This is a genomic window from Pseudoalteromonas sp. CO109Y (assembly GCF_004208935.1).
GTDB classification, from domain to species: Bacteria; Pseudomonadota; Gammaproteobacteria; order Enterobacterales; family Alteromonadaceae; genus Pseudoalteromonas; species Pseudoalteromonas shioyasakiensis.
This window is the reverse complement of sequence record NZ_SGPD01000032.1, coordinates 69,504-85,093: the sequence shown is the minus strand read 5'-3', so window position 1 is coordinate 85,093 and position 15,590 is coordinate 69,504. Positions and strand designations below refer to the sequence as shown.

19 protein-coding genes are annotated in these 15,590 nt (G+C 41.9%); 11 read left to right on the top strand and 8 right to left on the bottom strand.

All coding sequences use genetic code 11. The annotated features are described in order from the left end of the window. Positions 1-37 precede the first annotated feature (37 nt). The 3 genes from EXT43_RS13790 to EXT43_RS13780 are packed head-to-tail and all read right to left on the bottom strand — an operon-like array spanning position 38 to position 2,381. Positions 38-391, bottom strand: a complete 354-nt coding sequence (locus EXT43_RS13790) for a hypothetical protein (RefSeq protein WP_062566622.1) — start codon at positions 389-391, stop codon at positions 38-40. A gap of 43 nt (positions 392-434) precedes the next feature. Beyond that, positions 435-1,049: a paraquat-inducible protein A gene (locus tag EXT43_RS13785; RefSeq protein ID WP_130167221.1), complete on the bottom strand. Its 615-nt coding sequence runs from the start codon at positions 1,047-1,049 to the stop codon at positions 435-437. 54 nt (positions 1,050-1,103) lie between these two features. Next, entirely contained in the window at positions 1,104-2,381 is a 1,278-nt protein-coding gene (locus tag EXT43_RS13780) for an HDOD domain-containing protein (RefSeq protein WP_240701504.1), read from the bottom strand. 183 nt (positions 2,382-2,564) lie between these two features. On the opposite strand from EXT43_RS13780, the gene EXT43_RS13775 reads away from it, so the two are divergent. Together EXT43_RS13775 and EXT43_RS13770 are read left to right on the top strand one after the other, a co-directional pair. Then, positions 2,565-3,131, top strand: a complete 567-nt coding sequence (locus tag EXT43_RS13775; protein WP_058583950.1) for an alkylphosphonate utilization protein — start codon at positions 2,565-2,567, stop codon at positions 3,129-3,131. A gap of 150 nt (positions 3,132-3,281) precedes the next feature. Next, a complete protein-coding gene (locus EXT43_RS13770; RefSeq protein ID WP_130167220.1) occupies positions 3,282-4,091 on the top strand; it encodes an META domain-containing protein in 810 nt (269 codons plus the stop codon). A 57-nt stretch (positions 4,092-4,148) separates the two neighbouring features. Here EXT43_RS13770 and rlmJ read toward each other — a convergent pair whose 3' ends face one another. Beyond that, positions 4,149-4,988 carry a 23S rRNA (adenine(2030)-N(6))-methyltransferase RlmJ gene (rlmJ, locus tag EXT43_RS13765; protein ID WP_055020897.1) on the bottom strand — a complete coding sequence of 280 codons (840 nt, stop codon included), beginning with the start codon at positions 4,986-4,988 and terminating at the stop codon, positions 4,149-4,151. 240 nt (positions 4,989-5,228) lie between these two features. Here rlmJ and zapB point away from each other — a divergent pair, with 240 nt between their 5' ends. From zapB to EXT43_RS13720, 9 genes are all read left to right on the top strand, one after another. Then, positions 5,229-5,459: a cell division protein ZapB gene (gene zapB / locus EXT43_RS13760; protein ID WP_054563591.1), complete on the top strand. Its 231-nt coding sequence runs from the start codon at positions 5,229-5,231 to the stop codon at positions 5,457-5,459. Then, entirely contained in the window at positions 5,459-5,746 is a 288-nt protein-coding gene (locus EXT43_RS13755; protein ID WP_054563511.1) for a cell division protein ZapA, read from the top strand. The genes zapB and EXT43_RS13755 overlap by 1 nt, the downstream gene beginning before the upstream one ends. A gap of 68 nt (positions 5,747-5,814) precedes the next feature. Then, positions 5,815-6,801, top strand: a complete 987-nt coding sequence (locus tag EXT43_RS13750) for an MBL fold metallo-hydrolase (protein ID WP_130167219.1) — start codon at positions 5,815-5,817, stop codon at positions 6,799-6,801. A gap of 28 nt (positions 6,802-6,829) precedes the next feature. Further along, positions 6,830-8,326, top strand: a complete 1,497-nt coding sequence (locus tag EXT43_RS13745; protein WP_130167218.1) for a LysM peptidoglycan-binding domain-containing protein — start codon at positions 6,830-6,832, stop codon at positions 8,324-8,326. Between the two features lie 63 nt (positions 8,327-8,389). Beyond that, the gene (locus EXT43_RS13740) at positions 8,390-8,878 is read left to right on the top strand and encodes a peptidylprolyl isomerase (protein ID WP_054563509.1); all 489 of its coding nucleotides are present in this window, start codon (positions 8,390-8,392) and stop codon (positions 8,876-8,878) included. 9 nt (positions 8,879-8,887) lie between these two features. After that, positions 8,888-9,613, top strand: coding sequence for an SDR family oxidoreductase (locus EXT43_RS13735; RefSeq protein WP_130167217.1), 726 nt, complete (start codon positions 8,888-8,890; stop codon positions 9,611-9,613). Beyond that, on the top strand, positions 9,610-10,452 hold the full coding sequence (locus EXT43_RS13730; RefSeq protein ID WP_130167216.1) for an amidohydrolase family protein: 843 nt from the start codon (positions 9,610-9,612) through the stop codon (positions 10,450-10,452). The genes EXT43_RS13735 and EXT43_RS13730 overlap by 4 nt, the downstream gene beginning before the upstream one ends. 44 nt (positions 10,453-10,496) lie before the next feature. After that, positions 10,497-12,044: a S41 family peptidase gene (locus EXT43_RS13725; RefSeq protein WP_130167215.1), complete on the top strand. Its 1,548-nt coding sequence runs from the start codon at positions 10,497-10,499 to the stop codon at positions 12,042-12,044. Between the two features lie 8 nt (positions 12,045-12,052). After that, positions 12,053-12,427 carry a hypothetical protein gene (locus tag EXT43_RS13720; protein WP_130167214.1) on the top strand — a complete coding sequence of 125 codons (375 nt, stop codon included), beginning with the start codon at positions 12,053-12,055 and terminating at the stop codon, positions 12,425-12,427. 66 nt (positions 12,428-12,493) lie between these two features. Here EXT43_RS13720 and EXT43_RS13715 read toward each other — a convergent pair whose 3' ends face one another. The 4 genes from EXT43_RS13715 to EXT43_RS13700 form a co-directional block, all read right to left on the bottom strand. Continuing rightward, the gene (locus EXT43_RS13715) at positions 12,494-13,669 is read right to left on the bottom strand and encodes a mandelate racemase/muconate lactonizing enzyme family protein (RefSeq protein ID WP_054552450.1); all 1,176 of its coding nucleotides are present in this window, start codon (positions 13,667-13,669) and stop codon (positions 12,494-12,496) included. A gap of 9 nt (positions 13,670-13,678) precedes the next feature. Then, positions 13,679-14,446, bottom strand: coding sequence for a class II aldolase/adducin family protein (locus tag EXT43_RS13710; RefSeq protein WP_054552449.1), 768 nt, complete (start codon positions 14,444-14,446; stop codon positions 13,679-13,681). A gap of 129 nt (positions 14,447-14,575) precedes the next feature. After that, entirely contained in the window at positions 14,576-14,899 is a 324-nt protein-coding gene (locus EXT43_RS13705) for a c-type cytochrome (RefSeq protein ID WP_058583960.1), read from the bottom strand. Positions 14,900-15,002: 103 nt separating this feature from the next. Next, positions 15,003-15,542 carry a DUF2058 domain-containing protein gene (locus tag EXT43_RS13700; RefSeq protein ID WP_063529912.1) on the bottom strand — a complete coding sequence of 180 codons (540 nt, stop codon included), beginning with the start codon at positions 15,540-15,542 and terminating at the stop codon, positions 15,003-15,005. Between the last annotated feature and the right edge of the window lie 48 nt (positions 15,543-15,590).

The following is a 15,590-nucleotide window of genomic DNA, read 5'->3' as shown; positions in this document are numbered from 1 at the left end:
TCAGCGTTTTACTGAATTTTAGACAGACCTATCCTGCTTAAGCAGTAATAGGTGGACGATATAAAGAACTTGCGTGGAAACTAAGCTGGCTGGCGCCTAACACGGTGACTTTTTCTGATTGCTTAATTGATTTAACAACTAAATCATTTAACGGCAGGAGTGAGTGAGCTGTACAGGCATTAAACGGACACGCACAATCGCTGTTATCCATTACGTCTTCATGGCAACAATCCATATCACTCATGTCGCTGTCAGCACTCATGTTAGCATGATGTTCCATTTGCATGCTGGCATGTGGCATATCACATACCATAGCAACAGACGCAACTGACTGACCCACAAAAGTGAGCAGCATCATAGCTATCAATAAGTAGCTTGAAAGTCGCGTCATCATCATACCTTAAAAATTAATTGCCCAAATTGTAGCCCGAAATTTACGCGCTCGACAAGGGTTTATCTATTTTAATGCTACTGCTGGCGGCAATAGCAAACAGGCAATAGCCAGTAAAATACCAAAATCCATCCCCCAATTCGGCATGCATTTTGATTAGCTCGCCCATTTGCCCATCGGCATTACCTGCTAAATAAGACACGATCAATGCAATCACAAACACATCGACCATACTCCATTTACTTAGGCCTTGTATGAGTTGACCGAGCAAATGCTTAAATCTATTCACAGGTAAGAAACAATAAAGCAATTGCATTAGGAGTTTTAAAGTGGGAATAACAATCGAGAACACTGCAACAAGCGCTGCGACAAGGTAGTTTTTGTTATTGGCAAGCTCATTCACGGTGCCCCAAATACTGCGTGTTTTTTTGTAGGCATCTATTTCACCTTCAAGCTTATCAAGCCCCAACATGCTTGATGCCATCATTAACACACTACGGGTATTGCGATCGCCTTCATCGGCAATCATTTCAATACCTGTTTTGGCAAGCTTAGATTTATCAATTTTTCCTTCTAGGGTGAGCACAGGCTGGGTTACACCGGGAATTAGTAACGCCAAGGCAATTAAAATAGCCAGTACTGGAAAAACAACACGCATTAGTTACAAACCTTTTTAATACTCAGAGCCCGCATCATAACGAACTCTACGCTTTTAGTCTGTAACCGATGATAAGCTTGCGAACACTTCATCGGCATAAGCACGGGCATCGTACATAGCTTGAAAAACCACATCCATTTTTGACGCAGGGCGGATCATCATTAGTAGCTCATGGGCTGTGTGCCATTGCTCTTCTTCCATCGCCTTAACAAGTTGTAAGCTCGCACCTTGCATGCCATTAAAGTTTAACAATGCGCTCGAAAGCTCACTACCCAGTGAAAACTCTTTGGCAATGATATCAAGCTCCATATCTAAAATTGCATCTAAAACAGAGAGTAAGCCAACTAAATAACCTTGCTCAGCTAGGTCTTTACCACCAGGTTCAAGCATCAGCGCAATAAATTTAGCTCTTGTTAAGCCCAGTTTAGTTAGCTCTTGCGGTTTATCATTGCCTAACTCGCTCAGCGCTAATACCCGTACAAATTGTCTAATCGCGTCTTCACCAAGGTAAATAACCGCTTGTGAAATAGAACGAATTGTTTGCTGACTATTGCTGATACGCGCATTAACTAATTTTAAAATGCGTGCTGTAAGGCCTATATCTTTAGCAACCCGTTGTTGAATTGCGTCAAAATTTAAATCTGTTTGCGCAGTACAGTTAAGTAATTCAAGCACGGCAACTTTTGATGGTTCAACATTACCAAAACTTAAAAGCTCTGGCTTGGCAAAAAAGTAGCCTTGAAACAGGTCGCAACCAGCCGCTTTTAGTTGCTTAAAATCTTCATAAGTTTCAATGCGCTCCACTATGATAGTGGTTTCTGGGAGGCTGCGTTTAAGCTTTTTGATCATCATGTTGGTTTTGATAATCGGCTGCGTGACTTCAAGCTTAATAAAATCCATCAAAGGCAAAATATCTTGCCATTTCTCAGTGCCATCATAATCATCAAGCGCGAACAAATAGCCTTCTTGTTTTAATTGCTTAACGCGGTTCACAACTTTGGGAATGCTAGTAGCCCGCTCTACTATTTCGATAACTGCACTGCGTGGTTGTAGCAACTTAGGGAAGTCATCCAAAATAGCGTCAGTCGATAGGTTGATAAACGCAGGTTGAAAACCCGTTAGCTTCTCGAGTCCCATCAACATTAACGCGTTAAAAAACAGTCGCCCCGTTGCTTGGCCATCACTCGTGCCTACCGGAAAAACATTATCGCTCGATTCCCTATACAATAATTCGTAAGCATATAAACTTCTATCAGCATTAAATATTGGCTGCCGGGCTATATACTGAGTCACGCTCTGACTTTTGTTACCTTCCATACTTAATTCTGACATTCTACTTCTCACTTAGATGCGGCTAACTCCACATTACTATTGTTGTAAGTATAGTGAAAGATGTTTGCCTTGCTAAATCATTATATTCATACCCCTACAATGACTAGGGATATTCCGCTTTGGACCTGCTTTTGCTATAATGCGCGCTGTTTTTCTTACCTTGTTAACTAAAAAGAGCCTCCTATGAGCATTGAACAAGCCCTAATCGAACGCAGTAATAACCAATGTGAACTTTGTGCCGCTACAGATAACCTGTCTGTATACGAAGTGCCGCCTGTTACAGAGGCTCATTCTGATAAATGCATTTATGTTTGCCAAACTTGTAAAGATCAAATCGAAAACAATGCTGATTTGACTGCAAACCACTGGCACTGCTTAAATGACAGCATGTGGAGTCAAACTCCTGCTGTACAAGTTGTGGCTTATCGCATGTTAAAGCGCTTAGCTGCTGATAACGGCTGGGCACAAGATGCACTAGATATGATTTATCTTGAAGAAGACACGTTAAAATGGGCGCAAACAGCCCTAGCTGAAGATGACGATATTAAGCACATCGACAGTAATGGTGTTGTACTTCAAGCGGGTGACACTGTGACACTTATTAAAGATCTTGATGTGAAAGGCAGCAGCCTTGTTGCTAAGCGTGGCACAGCAGTAAGAAACATTGGCTTAACGAGCAACCCAGAACATATTGAAGGCCGTGTTGATGGTCAACGCATTGTTATTCTAACCAAATACGTGAAAAAATAACGAGCACTCAATTTGCTTTTTAAAGCGAATCCGTAATTAAGAAAATGGGCCTAGTGCCCATTTTTTGTTAATTAAGCTATGATTAAGTCAGCGAACTTTATGCTTATTCAATTACAAAGACGCATAACCCTAAAACGCAAGGAAACAATCATGGCTTCGGATACCATCTCATCTTTCAAACGCGCTTCTCTATGCAGTTTAATGATCTTAGGGAGCAGCTTAGTATTAACAGGTTGTGGTGAAGACTCTGCCGCACCACAAGCTGAGCAATCAACAATGAAAACCCTCAATACTCAGGTTATTTATTTAGACCGCAGCATGCTGCCACCGGGTTCAGTATTAAAAGTACAACTTGCTGATGTATCAAAAATGGATGCCAAAGCAGAGGTTATCAGCGAACAAGAAATTGAATTAAATGGTGCACCACCATACAACGTGGCACTTGAGTATGACGAAAGCAAAATTGCTGACCGTCACCGCTACAGTGTGAGTGCACGCATTGAGAATCAAGGTAAATTACTTTACATCAGCACCACTCATAATAATCCATTTGCCGAAGATGCCTCTGGTGATGTGTACAAGGTGACAGTGACAAAAGTATCAGCGAAAAAGCCAGACGTGACATTGACCAATACGTATTGGAAAGCAGTTATAATCAGCGGTGAGGCTATCACCGTTGAAAATAAAGAACCTTTCGTACAGTTTAAAGACGATGGTTCAACCAATGGTCACTTAGGATGTAATAACTTCTCAGGTAGTTACGAGGTTAACGAGCAGACGCTTACATTCAACCCATTAGCAAGCACCAAAAAAATGTGTGTATCACAAATGGATATTGAAGCGGCCATGTCTGCAGCGCTTGCGGCAACAGCTAAGTACTCTATCAATGGTGAACAGTTAACCTTGTTAGATGATAGTGATGAGCCACTTGCGACCTTCGCAGCGACTTATATGAATTAACAACAGTTAAATAAAAAAAACGCCCAGCAATTGCTGGGCGTTTTTGTATTGAAGAAATTATTCTTCAACTAACTGTTCACTGCGATAAAAACCACTGCTGTCGCTTAGTAATGAAACAAGCTCTGGTAATACCGCATCCATTGTTTGCTTTAGTTTCCATGGCGGGTTGATCACTATCATACCCGATGCTGTCATACCGTGAACGTCGGTGTCTGCCTCTGTTGCAAGCTCGAAAAGCTGAATGTTACGCATACCCGATGCGATTAAACCCGCTTCCATTCTGTCAATTCGCTCACGATCTACAACCGGATACCAAATCATGTACGTTCCAGTTGCAAAGCGTTTATGCGCCTTAACAAGAGTGTTAACAACCGTATCGTAATCGTTTTTAATTTCGTATGGAGGGTCAATAAGCACACAAGCTCGACGTGATGCTGGTGGTAATAAACCAATTAAGCCTTGAAAGCCGTTTTCACCACGTACGCGAATAGAACGCTTACCTTTCATGTTGTCTTGCAGTAACTCTAAGTCACGTGGATGCAACTCAAAGAACCAACCGTTATCTTGGCGACGTAAAAAGTGCTCTGCAATTTTTGGCGAACCAGGGTAAAAATCTAAATTACCATTTGAGTTAAATGATTTAATCAGCTCAATGTACTCATTAAGTGCATTGTGTTCACTGTTATGCTGCCAAAGCTTAGCAATCCCATCTAAATACTCTTGTGTTTTTTGTGCATCACTGCCTGCAAGTTCAAAAAAGCCAGCACCTGAGTGGGTGTCCACATAATCAAGTGGTTTGTCTTTAATTGTTTGGTATTTAAGAACTTCAGCTAGAACAAGATGTTTTAGCACATCAGCAGGGTTGCCTGCATGAAAAGAGTGTCGATAACTAAGCATATTTATAAATCGCCAAATGCAAATCTGCATTAAAAATGAATAGCCATATTGTACATGATAAACAGAAAATGATCCTAGCATCTGCCGCTTTGGTGAATCATAAATGAATAAAAAAGCCGCTACGCTGAATTACACCTTAATAATAAATAAAAATCCTCTAAAACGGCCGTAAATGCTGGCATATCAAGACACTTTCCTTTACATTTGCATGACAATAATCACAGTTTTATGAGCGCATTTATGAATAACGAAACTCTTTCCCAACTCGAACAACTGATCGACAAGTTAATTCTTCGCAACAGTGAACTTGAAAGCGAAGTTAAAAGCTTACAAGAGCAAAACTCTAAGCTTTTAGATGAGAACGAAACTCTGCAACTAGAAGTACTAGAAAACGAAGAGAAACAAAAAGATACAAGCAGCACACTAACTGGCCTGCTTGAGAAATTACAAAGCGTTCAACAGGCTAGCTAATGAGCGGCCCACAAAGTCAGCGGGTCACCGTAGAGCTACTAGGTAAAGAACATGAGTTCTCTTGCCCACCTGGGCAAGAACACGCCCTAGTTGCTGCTGCACAAAATTTGAATGACTTAGTGGAGCAAATGAAACAACGCTCATCGGTTCGCAATGACCAAAAAGCGTTGCTGATGGCAGCATTACATTTAAGTCATGAATTGCTTGAAGTTAAATCTCAACAAGCAGAACAAGAGCAACAACATGACAGCTTAATAGATAAGCTCAGCCAGCACCTTAGTATTTAGAAAAAAGCGCATCCTGCGCTTTTTTTGTTTACAATCAATTCTACTAACCACTATCAGAGCGAAACACTATGCGATTTTGTGCTTTTTTGATCTGTCTTTTCGTAAGCTATAGCGCCCAAGCAAGCGTTAGCTGGCATAGCATCACTCCCGAAATCCAATTTCTACAACAACAAAATAAACTGCGTTTTTACGATTCGAATCAAGTGCTGATTGAAGGTAAAGAATGCGCATTAATGTTTGATGCCAGTGGTAACTTTGCCGAAGTAGAAAAGCTCGCAGTGCAGTTAAAAAAACGCTTAAAAACACCATTATGTTATTTAGTAGCGAGCCATTATCATGATGATCATCTGCTAGGCTTGGCCGTTTTACAGGCTGAGTTCCCTGAAACTAAACTTATTGTGCATCAGCAAGTAGCGACTGAGTTTTCAGCAATGCAGCAAGCATTGACAGATAAATTAGATGGTTATGAAAAAAGTATTGAATTGAGCTATCAACGCCTTGCCAATCAACCTGAAGATCAACAAGCTATTTGGCGCGACAAACTAGAACTTGCTAAAAAACGCTTATTTCGCTGGCGAGAGCTCACCTTAAAGCCACCGGCGATTAGCATTACTGAATCAACAAAGCTAGACCTTGGTAATTACCCTATCGTTATTACACCGTATCAAGCGCACACTAAAGGCGATCTTACTTTAAGTGCAGATCAAGGTCGCGTGCTGTTAGGTGGCGATATAGTCGACAGCTTACCCTATCCTGGGCATGGTACATTCACTCGCTGGATAACCACGCTGCAAGGTATCCAAAAAAATACCACACTGACAACTATTTTACCGGGTCACGGTAAGCCACTGACACCTGCTGAACTTGCACTCCCTTTAAGGTTTTTAAAAACCATTCAAGAGATGACAAATTCCTTGCCAGATAAACCAGTGAGTGAATTAATTCCGCTTTTTCCTGCAGAGGTTAAACAGCAATACCAGCTTGATGAAGTGGGCGAAAGAGCGTTTTCTATGTTTCTAGAAGCTGGACTTAAACAAAGCAAATTGTCAAAATAGGGCTAAAATAGTAAAAGGATTTTATTATATGGCTCAAGTAAGTTTGAAATATTTACTTTTGCTGAGCTTGTTTATTGGCTTACAAGGATGCCAAGTAACTCAGCAAGAAACAGAACAACAACGGGCAAGGCCGGAGATTTTTAGCCATTATGAGCCCGATTTAACAACCCAACAAGCACCTAGTGAGTTTGTCGATTCAACAGCTGTTGAACCACGTCCTGTTGCTGCGCCCATAGCAGTCAATAATACCCCGTTAGCAAAGCCTCGTTCGAAAGATCTATGGCAGCATATCGCCAACAATTTAACGCTGGTATTTCAAACCAATAAACATACATCTGCACGAGTAAAATGGTATTTAAAACAGCCCAATTACCTGATTAAAGTAAATAAACGTGCGGCACCTTATTTGTATCATATCGTCACACGTATCGAGCAACAGAAGCTACCGATGGAGCTGGCCCTATTACCCTTTGTTGAAAGTGATTTTAGACCAACAATACGATCATCAGAGCAAGCCGTTGGTGTTTGGCAGTTAGTCGGCGCAACGGCTTATCATTTTGGTGTGCAAAGCGACCAATGGTATGACGGTCGCCAAGACATACTCGCTTCAACCGATGCCGCTTTAGCTTATTTAAGTTACTTACATAAACGCTTTGATGGTGACTGGCTGCATGCCCTTGCTGCCTATAACAGTGGTGAAGGACGCGTTAAAAAAGCCATCGAAAAAAATAAAAAGCTTGGCAAGAAAACTGACTATTGGTCATTATCATTACCAAAAGAAACCGCTGAATATATACCTAAACTTTTGGCACTTAGCTATTTACTAAAGCATCCTGAACAAGGCTTAAAGCGCCCTAAATTAGCGAATAAAGCACTCACCACAGAATTTGATGTTGGCCAGCAATTTGATTTTTCGGTGATCGCTAACTTATCTGGCGTGGGGCATAATCAGCTCCACAAATTAAACCCAGGATATTTAAAAAACCAAAGCTCGCCAAATGGTCCACATACTCTGCTTTTACCTATGGAGCGCCGCACCTTGTTGCAAAGTAAGCTGTTTCGCAACAACTTTGCCGGTGAGTATATAGTGCAAAAAGACGATACCCTTTATGGCATTGCCAGACGCTTTAATATGTCTGTAAAGGATCTGAAAGCGCTTAATAGCAAAACAAGTAACCTGATTAAGGTCGGTGAACAATTGCGCTTATCACAGCCCCAAACCATGCCGGAATCACTTATGGTTGATTACAATATCAGCCCTTACCTTGAACAGCATGAGGAAGTTATCGCAACCATTGCGGTTGATTACCTAGTCAAACCAGGTGATTCAATTTGGAGTATCAGTCAGCTATACGACGTGCCTCATAAAGACGTTGCAACGTGGAATAAACTCAGTGCCACCAGCATTTTAAAACCAGGCACCATTTTGACATTGCACCTACCGCAAGCAAAACCCGCTGAGCCGCAAGTACCAGCCAGCGAAGCCATGTTGTCAGGCATCGAAAGCTCTTTGAAAAAGCCTTGATTGCTCACTCTTTGTGGTTAGCGTAAAATCAGCGCCTATATTTAAATTCTAAAGAGAAATAACATGCAGATCAGTAAAGACGCAGCGGTTGAGTTTCACTACACACTTAGTGAAGCAGGCGAGCAAATCGAATCAAGTAAAGATGGCGAGCCACTTTCATATATCCATGGCACTGAAGGCATGCTTCCTGGTCTTGAAAAAGCCCTTGAAGGTAAATCGGCTGGCGATAACTTTAGCGTAACACTTGAGCCTAGCGAGTCTTACGGCGAGCGCGTTGATAACCTTATTCAACGTATTCCACTTAAGCATTTACAAGGCAACACAAAAGTGTGGAAGCCTGGTATGACTGCAATCGTTCATTCAAACCAAGGTCGCCACCAAGTGACTATCGTTAAAGTGGGCCGTTTCAATGCAGATTGTGATTTAAACCACCCATTTGCTGGTAAAACACTAACGTTTGATGTTGAGGTGATTAATGTTCGCCAAGCAACTGCCGAAGAATTATCACACGGCCACGTGCACGGTGAAGGCGGTTGTGGCCACAGCCATTAAGGGTAAATGATGACAAACGTTGCAATTGTCACTGGTGGCAGTAAAGGTATTGGCAAAGCTATTGTTGAGCGTTTAGAGCGTGAAGACTACACAGTATATAACTTAGATATCACCCCGTCTGAGGGCAACTATCGCCACTGTGATGTTAGTGATGTTCAGCAGGTGAAGTCAGTTATCGCCGAAATTATTGCCGAGACGGGTCGCGTTGATGCCTTAATTTCTAATGCGGGTCGTCATTTAAGTGCCAACATTGAAAATACCGATGAAGCAACGTTTGATGCCCTGTTTGCGCTCAATGTGAAAGGTGCCTATGCAGCAATTCAAGCTGTATTACCTAGCATGAAAAGCCTGCAAGGCGGCAGTATCGTATTGGTTGCCTCTGATCAGGCAATCATTGGCAAACCAAACTCGTTTGCTTATAACCTCACCAAGCACGCGCTAGCTTCCATGGCAAAAACGACAGCACTCGATTATGCGGCGTTTAACATTCGTGCAAACGCAGTGTGTCCGGGTACGATAGAAACGCCACTGTTTCATAATGCGATTGATGCATATTGTCAGCGCAGTGGTGCCGATAAAGCAGAGATTGTTGCTGAAGAAGCCGCGCTGCAACCGCTAGGCCGTTTAGGGCAACCAGAAGAAATTGCTGCCTTGGTGAACTTTTTAATAAGCCCAGAAGCGAGCTTTATTACTGGCAGCTTACAAAGCATTGATGGTGGATACACCACGCAATGAGCGACAAAATTATTGACCCCCATGTGCACTTTTTTAACCTCACGGAGGGTCAATACACTTGGCTACAAGGTAGCAATCCCCCCTCTTGGCCAAATTTAGATAAAATCAAAAAGCAAATTACTACCTCAGAACTTAAAGCCGCTTGTCCATTTCAACTAGAAGCCTTGGTGCATATTGAAGCTGGCTTTGATAATCAAGCGCCTGTGAATGAGCTTAATTGGCTTGCAACACATTTAAATGACATACCCTATCGCGCAATCAGCTACAGCGCGATTGACGCATCTAGCAAACACTTTGAAACGTCACTCAATGAGTTAGATCATCCATCTTTGGTTGGTATTCGCGATATAACCGAAGGTGATGAAGCCAAGCGCTTATTAACTCCTCACTGCCAAGATAACCTAGCCATGCTCGCAAGCGAAAACTTACACTTTGAAGCACAGTTTGAAATTGAAAACATGCAGGTAACCGAGCAGCTTATTAAGTATTGCAGAGCACTGCCGTCATTACGTGTGGTGATAAACCATCTAGGCTTTATTAGTAATGAGCAAATATGGCTTGAAGCAATCATTAAACTCAGCCGCTGCGATAATATCGCGATAAAGTTCTCAGGGTTAGAATTCACGCAAATAGCTGTAAACAAACACCTTTGGCTGGTTAATAATTTAGTTAAGTACTTTGGTGAGCATCGCGTGATGTTTGCCAGTAATTTCCCTGTTTGCCAAATAAATACCAGTTACACAAACTGCTGGCAGCACTATCACTCATTGTGCTCGCAGTCGAGTTTATGGCATAAACTAAGCTATAAAAACGCCCGCGAAATCTATCTAATTGCTTAAAAACTAGCTATATTCAGGTCAGTAAAGCTGTTTAGGTTGGTGTTATGTTTGTTCATTTTAAAAAGCCTTTAGCTGCTGTAGCAGTTACGTGTTCGCTTATCATTGCAGGCTGTGGTGGTTCTGGTAGCTCAGAGTCAGGGACTATCGATGCTGCTGATATCACATGGACTGAAGGTGTATTTGAGCCATCAAGTAAGTTTGACCAACAATGCCAAGCACTTAATGAAAAGCACTGGCTACGCGCTTGGAGTCACGAAACCTACCTTTGGTATGACGAAATTGTTGATCGCGACCCTGCATTGACTGACGGTGTTTTAAATTACTTTGCCTTATTAAAAACCCAAAACACCACTGATTCAGGTGCAAATAAAGATAACTTTCATGCCAGCTTGCCAACTGACGAGTGGCAAGCTCAGAGCCAATCGGGTCAGTCTTTTGGTTATGGCTTTAAACTTAAGTTAATCAGTGCCAGCGCCCCTCGCCAAGGGGTTATCAGCTACACAGAACCTAACTCACCGGCTGCAAACCTCAACCTGAGCCGAGGCTTAGAAGTCATTGAAGTGGATGGCGTTGACTTTGTTAATGCCAGCACCCAAGCTGAGGTTGATGTATTAAATGCAGGCCTCTTTCCATCAGAGTCTGGCAAGGTGACCTCTTTTGTATTCAAAGACATTAATACCAGCGAAATTCGCGAAGTCACTATGACTGCACAAACTATTACAAGCCAAGCAGTTAGCAACATAAAGACCTTCGCCAATGGTGAAGTAGGCTACTTTCAGTTTAATCGCCATAATGCTGTAGCAGAAAAACCCTTATATGATGCCTTTAATGATTTAGCTGCAAGTAACGTTAAAGATTTAATTATTGATATGCGCTATAACCCAGGTGGATTCCTGCAAATGGCCAGCCAAGTTGCTTACATGGTAGCTGGCGAAAGCAACACCACAGGTAAAATCTTCGAGCGCACTATTTTTAATGATCAGCATCCGACGTTTAACCCAATCACTGGCGATCGCTTAGAGCCTGTTTATTTTACTGATGAGTTTTTAGGCTTTGCCGAAAACCCAGCTGTCAGCCCAGGAACCCCATTGCCTTCGTTGAACCTAGAACGTGTTTTTGTGCTGACAACGGGTAACACCTGCTCAGCTAGTGAGGCAGTGATTAATGGCCTACGCGGTGCCGACATCGAGGTAATTCAAATAGGCGAAACAACCTGTGGCAAACCCTATGGTTACTACCCTACTGATAACTGTGATACTACGTATTTCAGCATTCAGTTTACTGGCGTCAATAATAAGGAATTTGGTGAATATGCAGATGGCTTTGCACCACAAAACAGCAACGATAGCGAGTTTCAACCTGTAATGATCCCAGGCTGCGCTGTTGCTGACGACTTCACTCATCAATTAGGCGATGAAAGTGAAGCTATGCTAAGTACAGCGCTTAGCTATCGTGAGACTGGCCGCTGCCCTGCCGCCACTTCAACGATTAGTGAACAAGGGTTTGCACCGGCTATTTTTACAGACACACCGAAAGTGCTTGATACCCGTACTTCTACCTTGCTTCAGCAAAGTAAAATTTTAGAGCAGTAGGAACCTTAATGAGAGCCCAACTAACTAGTCTATTACTGATATCAACGCTGCTAGGCTGTAGTGCTCAAAGCCAAGAGCCAACACCGAAATTACAACATGCGCGGTTAACTGAGCCACAAAGTGAGCTAATAGCAAAAGGGATAGCAAGACTAATGCATAGCAAGCCTATCGCTGTAGCCGATGATGCGTTTATAAATAGCAGTATATTAGTGACTGATAGTATGAATGTACTGGATGCTCAGGGTAACCCGATGATGGGTAAACAGCTAGCTATGCCTGAGCGCTTTGAATTATTAATCAAAAATAAAATGTGTTTTGTGCGCCATTTAGATAGTAAAGCGACCGAGCCACTGCCTTTGGTAAAATGTAAACCGATAAACTAACCCAAACTAAAAAGCAGATATAAAAAAAGCCCTTACGGGCTTTTTTTTAAAATATATTAGTGAGTATTACTTAATCTCAACACGTTGTGAGCGCATAACGACTTCATCATTTAATTCAATACCGATACCTGGCTCTTCTGATACTTGGAAGAAACCATTTTTAGGTTGTGGATCTTGAATACATAACTCACGGTTCCATTTTTTAATCGCATAGGTGTGATGTTCGTGAATTAAGAAGTTAGGAATTGCGGTTTCTAGGTGTAACGAAGCTGCAGTTGCTACTGGGCCGCCACACACGTGAGCTTGAATACGCACATCAAAGATATCAGCATAATCACACACTTTTTTAGTTTCAGTGAAACCACCACATAGGCCTAAGTCTGGCTGTAATACATCAATACTTTGATCTTCTAAGTAAGGACGCACACCCCAGCGGTTATACAAACGTTCACCACCTGCAATTGGCACCGCTACTTTGTCAGCAACTTTTGCATGTAATGAATGATTTAAGTAATTCACAGGCTCTTCGTAATACATACAATCGAACTCTTCAGCAATTTCACCAATTTGAATTGCTGATGTTGCGCCAGGTAAACTGTGACACTCAAAAATAATGTCAACTTCGTCACCGACTGCTTCACGAATAGCCTGCATACGCGCGCGATATAATTTCATTTCTGCACGAGAAATAATGTTAGTGCGATCGTAATAAGTATTGCCATTTTTATCGTACTGGATTGGGTCAACTTTTACCGCATCATACCCTTCAGCCATCGCCTTAAGCGCTGCTTCTGCGTATTCTTCTGGGTGAACAAGCGCTTTAAATTCGCTGTCCCAGTCAAACTGTAATTGTGATGCATAAGTACGCAGCTTATCGTTAACTTTACCACCTAATAGCTGGTAAACAGGCAAGCCTAATGCTTTACCTTTAATATCCCAAAGTGCAGTATCAATGGCGCTCATTGCTGCATATACAACAGGACCACCACCTAAACCCCAAAAGCTTTCGCGTAGCATTCGAGACCACAGTTTTTCTGTTTGAAATGGGTCATGACCAATTAAAAAGGCATCAGCCATTTCTTTAATCATTGCCGCAGCTGCACTATGACCTAAATCATAAGCCAGACCCGCTTCACCCACACCGCTAATACCTTCATCGGTGTGAATACGCACAAAAACAGGTGTCCAAGCAGGTCTGTCTGGACAATGAATATCGAACACTTCGACGCGATTAACTTTCATGGTTACTCCTTACTGAGCAAAACTAGGATCAAGACGATAAGCTTTACGCAACATGGCTGGCCAAGCTAACTGGCCACCGGTGCTGCCGCTATGCACGACATTCGCTTGATTATAAATATTATCGATAATAGGTTGTGGTACTGGAATTGCCGTTTGACCACTGGCTTGAATAGCCAATTGAATTTCACAGGCACGCTGCAAATCATAAAATCGCATAAAGGCATCTCCCACTGTTGGGCCAACAGTTAAGCCACCGTGGTTAACCAATAGCATGTGATTAGTAGTGCCTAAATCATCTTGCAAGCGCTTTTTCTCATCACTGTTTACCGCTAAACCTTCGTAGCCATGATAAGACAATGATGGCAATGAGAACATTGAGTATTGGCTAAGTGGTAACAGGCCTTTTTCTTGCGTTGCAACGGCGATGGTTTCTTTTGTGTGTAAATGAATAACACAGTGAGCGTCATCACGAACTTCATGAATAGCGCTGTGAATAGTGAAACCAGCCGGATTAATTTTAAATGGCGTGTCATCAAGAATATTGCCAGCTAAATCGACCTTCACAAGATTAGATGCCGTCACTTCATCAAAACTAAGACCAAATGCATTAACTAAATAGTGATCTGTGCCCGGTAAACGTGCCGATAGGTGGGTATAAATTAAATCCCCCCATCTAAAGTGCTCAACTAAACGGTAACATGCAGCTAAATCAACACGAAGCTGCCATTCTTGTTCAGATACTTTATTTTTTAAATCGAGTTTTGGTAAGTCAAACATGGAAAACCTTGTATATGTGACACTGCACAAATAGATGTATAGAAGTCTAAATTACTATTAATAGATGATCAATAGGTGATACAAAAAGGCCACATCAATTGATGTGGCCTTTTCACGCTAAAATGGTGTTTATTTTACTTGTGATAAGTAATCAGCAATTGCAGCCATTTCTTCTTCAGATACGTTTGCAACCATTGCTTTCATCGCAGCAGCCATACCGTTGCTACGCGCACCTGACTTAATGTCTTTCATTTGTGCTAGTAAGTACTCTTTATTTTGACCATTTAATTTAGGGTACTGAGCCATGATAGGCGCTTTACCTTCTGCACCGTGACAAGTTTGGCAAAGCTTAGCTGTGTATAGTGTTGCACCATCCGCAGCCATAGTGTTGAAAGATAGGCTTGCAGCCATTGCAATGCCAGCCCCACATAAAATTTTCGTGATCTTGCTCATTTGTATCTTCTCTTTTTTGACGGGTTATTAAACATTTTCTTTAGTGTAGACCATGATTTAACAATATTGCACCCGAAAATTGTAACGGCAATAGAAACAGTCACTACCAAATTAAATCATCAGGTACTTCAAAATCAGCATATGGATCATCTTCATCCTTTTGCTTATCTTCAGGCTCAACATGGAACACTATGTAATCTTCGCTGACTTCAGCGACTTTTCGTGCTGGTTCGTCTTCCAGTACAAAAAATTGACCTTCTAAAACACAAATTGCTAAACGGCCACCAGCTAGGGCCTTTTGTGTTTTTTCGTTTACTTCGAGCTCTTTCACTTTATTTTCATAAGTGAAGTTAAATGTACGATCACCACGAATTTCATCTTGATTGTGATGCTCTAAAATCTGCTTAACGCGCGCTACTTGCTCACGTTGCTTTTGCTCTTCTAAACGCGCTTTATTAAGCTCGTCGGCTTTTTTCTGCTGCTCAAGCTTAGTTTGTTCAATATGTTTTTGCAGATCGCTAGGATTACTCGTGGCGCCTTTCTTTTTCTTCTTTTGCTGTTTGCGCTTTTCAGATTTGGCTACTTTAGCTTTATGTGCCGTAGTAAGACCAGCCTTAAGTAATTGATCTTGTAATGAACCCATGACGAAATTCCAATTTATTAATGCGTATTAGGGTTATTTTAATCAGCT

Excerpts from the sequence above, each read along its gene's own strand:
- zapB (WP_054563591.1), top strand. The coding sequence starts at position 5,229 with ATGAATAACGAAACTCTTTCCCAACTCGAACAACTGATCGACAAGTTA.
- EXT43_RS13710 (WP_054552449.1), bottom strand. The coding sequence starts at position 14,446 with ATGTTTGACTTACCAAAACTCGATTTAAAAAATAAAGTATCTGAACAA.
- EXT43_RS13745 (WP_130167218.1), top strand. The coding sequence starts at position 6,830 with ATGGCTCAAGTAAGTTTGAAATATTTACTTTTGCTGAGCTTGTTTATT.
- EXT43_RS13790 (WP_062566622.1), bottom strand. The coding sequence starts at position 391 with ATGACGCGACTTTCAAGCTACTTATTGATAGCTATGATGCTGCTCACT.
- rlmJ (WP_055020897.1), bottom strand. The coding sequence starts at position 4,988 with ATGCTTAGTTATCGACACTCTTTTCATGCAGGCAACCCTGCTGATGTG.
- EXT43_RS13785 (WP_130167221.1), bottom strand. The coding sequence starts at position 1,049 with ATGCGTGTTGTTTTTCCAGTACTGGCTATTTTAATTGCCTTGGCGTTA.
- EXT43_RS13730 (WP_130167216.1), top strand. The coding sequence starts at position 9,610 with ATGAGCGACAAAATTATTGACCCCCATGTGCACTTTTTTAACCTCACG.
- EXT43_RS13780 (WP_240701504.1), bottom strand. The coding sequence starts at position 2,381 with ATGTCAGAATTAAGTATGGAAGGTAACAAAAGTCAGAGCGTGACTCAG.
- EXT43_RS13735 (WP_130167217.1), top strand. The coding sequence starts at position 8,888 with ATGACAAACGTTGCAATTGTCACTGGTGGCAGTAAAGGTATTGGCAAA.
- EXT43_RS13755 (WP_054563511.1), top strand. The coding sequence starts at position 5,459 with ATGAGCGGCCCACAAAGTCAGCGGGTCACCGTAGAGCTACTAGGTAAA.
- EXT43_RS13770 (WP_130167220.1), top strand. The coding sequence starts at position 3,282 with ATGGCTTCGGATACCATCTCATCTTTCAAACGCGCTTCTCTATGCAGT.
- EXT43_RS13705 (WP_058583960.1), bottom strand. The coding sequence starts at position 14,899 with ATGAGCAAGATCACGAAAATTTTATGTGGGGCTGGCATTGCAATGGCT.
- EXT43_RS13700 (WP_063529912.1), bottom strand. The coding sequence starts at position 15,542 with ATGGGTTCATTACAAGATCAATTACTTAAGGCTGGTCTTACTACGGCA.
- EXT43_RS13775 (WP_058583950.1), top strand. The coding sequence starts at position 2,565 with ATGAGCATTGAACAAGCCCTAATCGAACGCAGTAATAACCAATGTGAA.
- EXT43_RS13715 (WP_054552450.1), bottom strand. The coding sequence starts at position 13,669 with ATGAAAGTTAATCGCGTCGAAGTGTTCGATATTCATTGTCCAGACAGA.
- EXT43_RS13750 (WP_130167219.1), top strand. The coding sequence starts at position 5,815 with ATGCGATTTTGTGCTTTTTTGATCTGTCTTTTCGTAAGCTATAGCGCC.
- EXT43_RS13725 (WP_130167215.1), top strand. The coding sequence starts at position 10,497 with ATGTTTGTTCATTTTAAAAAGCCTTTAGCTGCTGTAGCAGTTACGTGT.
- EXT43_RS13740 (WP_054563509.1), top strand. The coding sequence starts at position 8,390 with ATGCAGATCAGTAAAGACGCAGCGGTTGAGTTTCACTACACACTTAGT.
- EXT43_RS13720 (WP_130167214.1), top strand. The coding sequence starts at position 12,053 with ATGAGAGCCCAACTAACTAGTCTATTACTGATATCAACGCTGCTAGGC.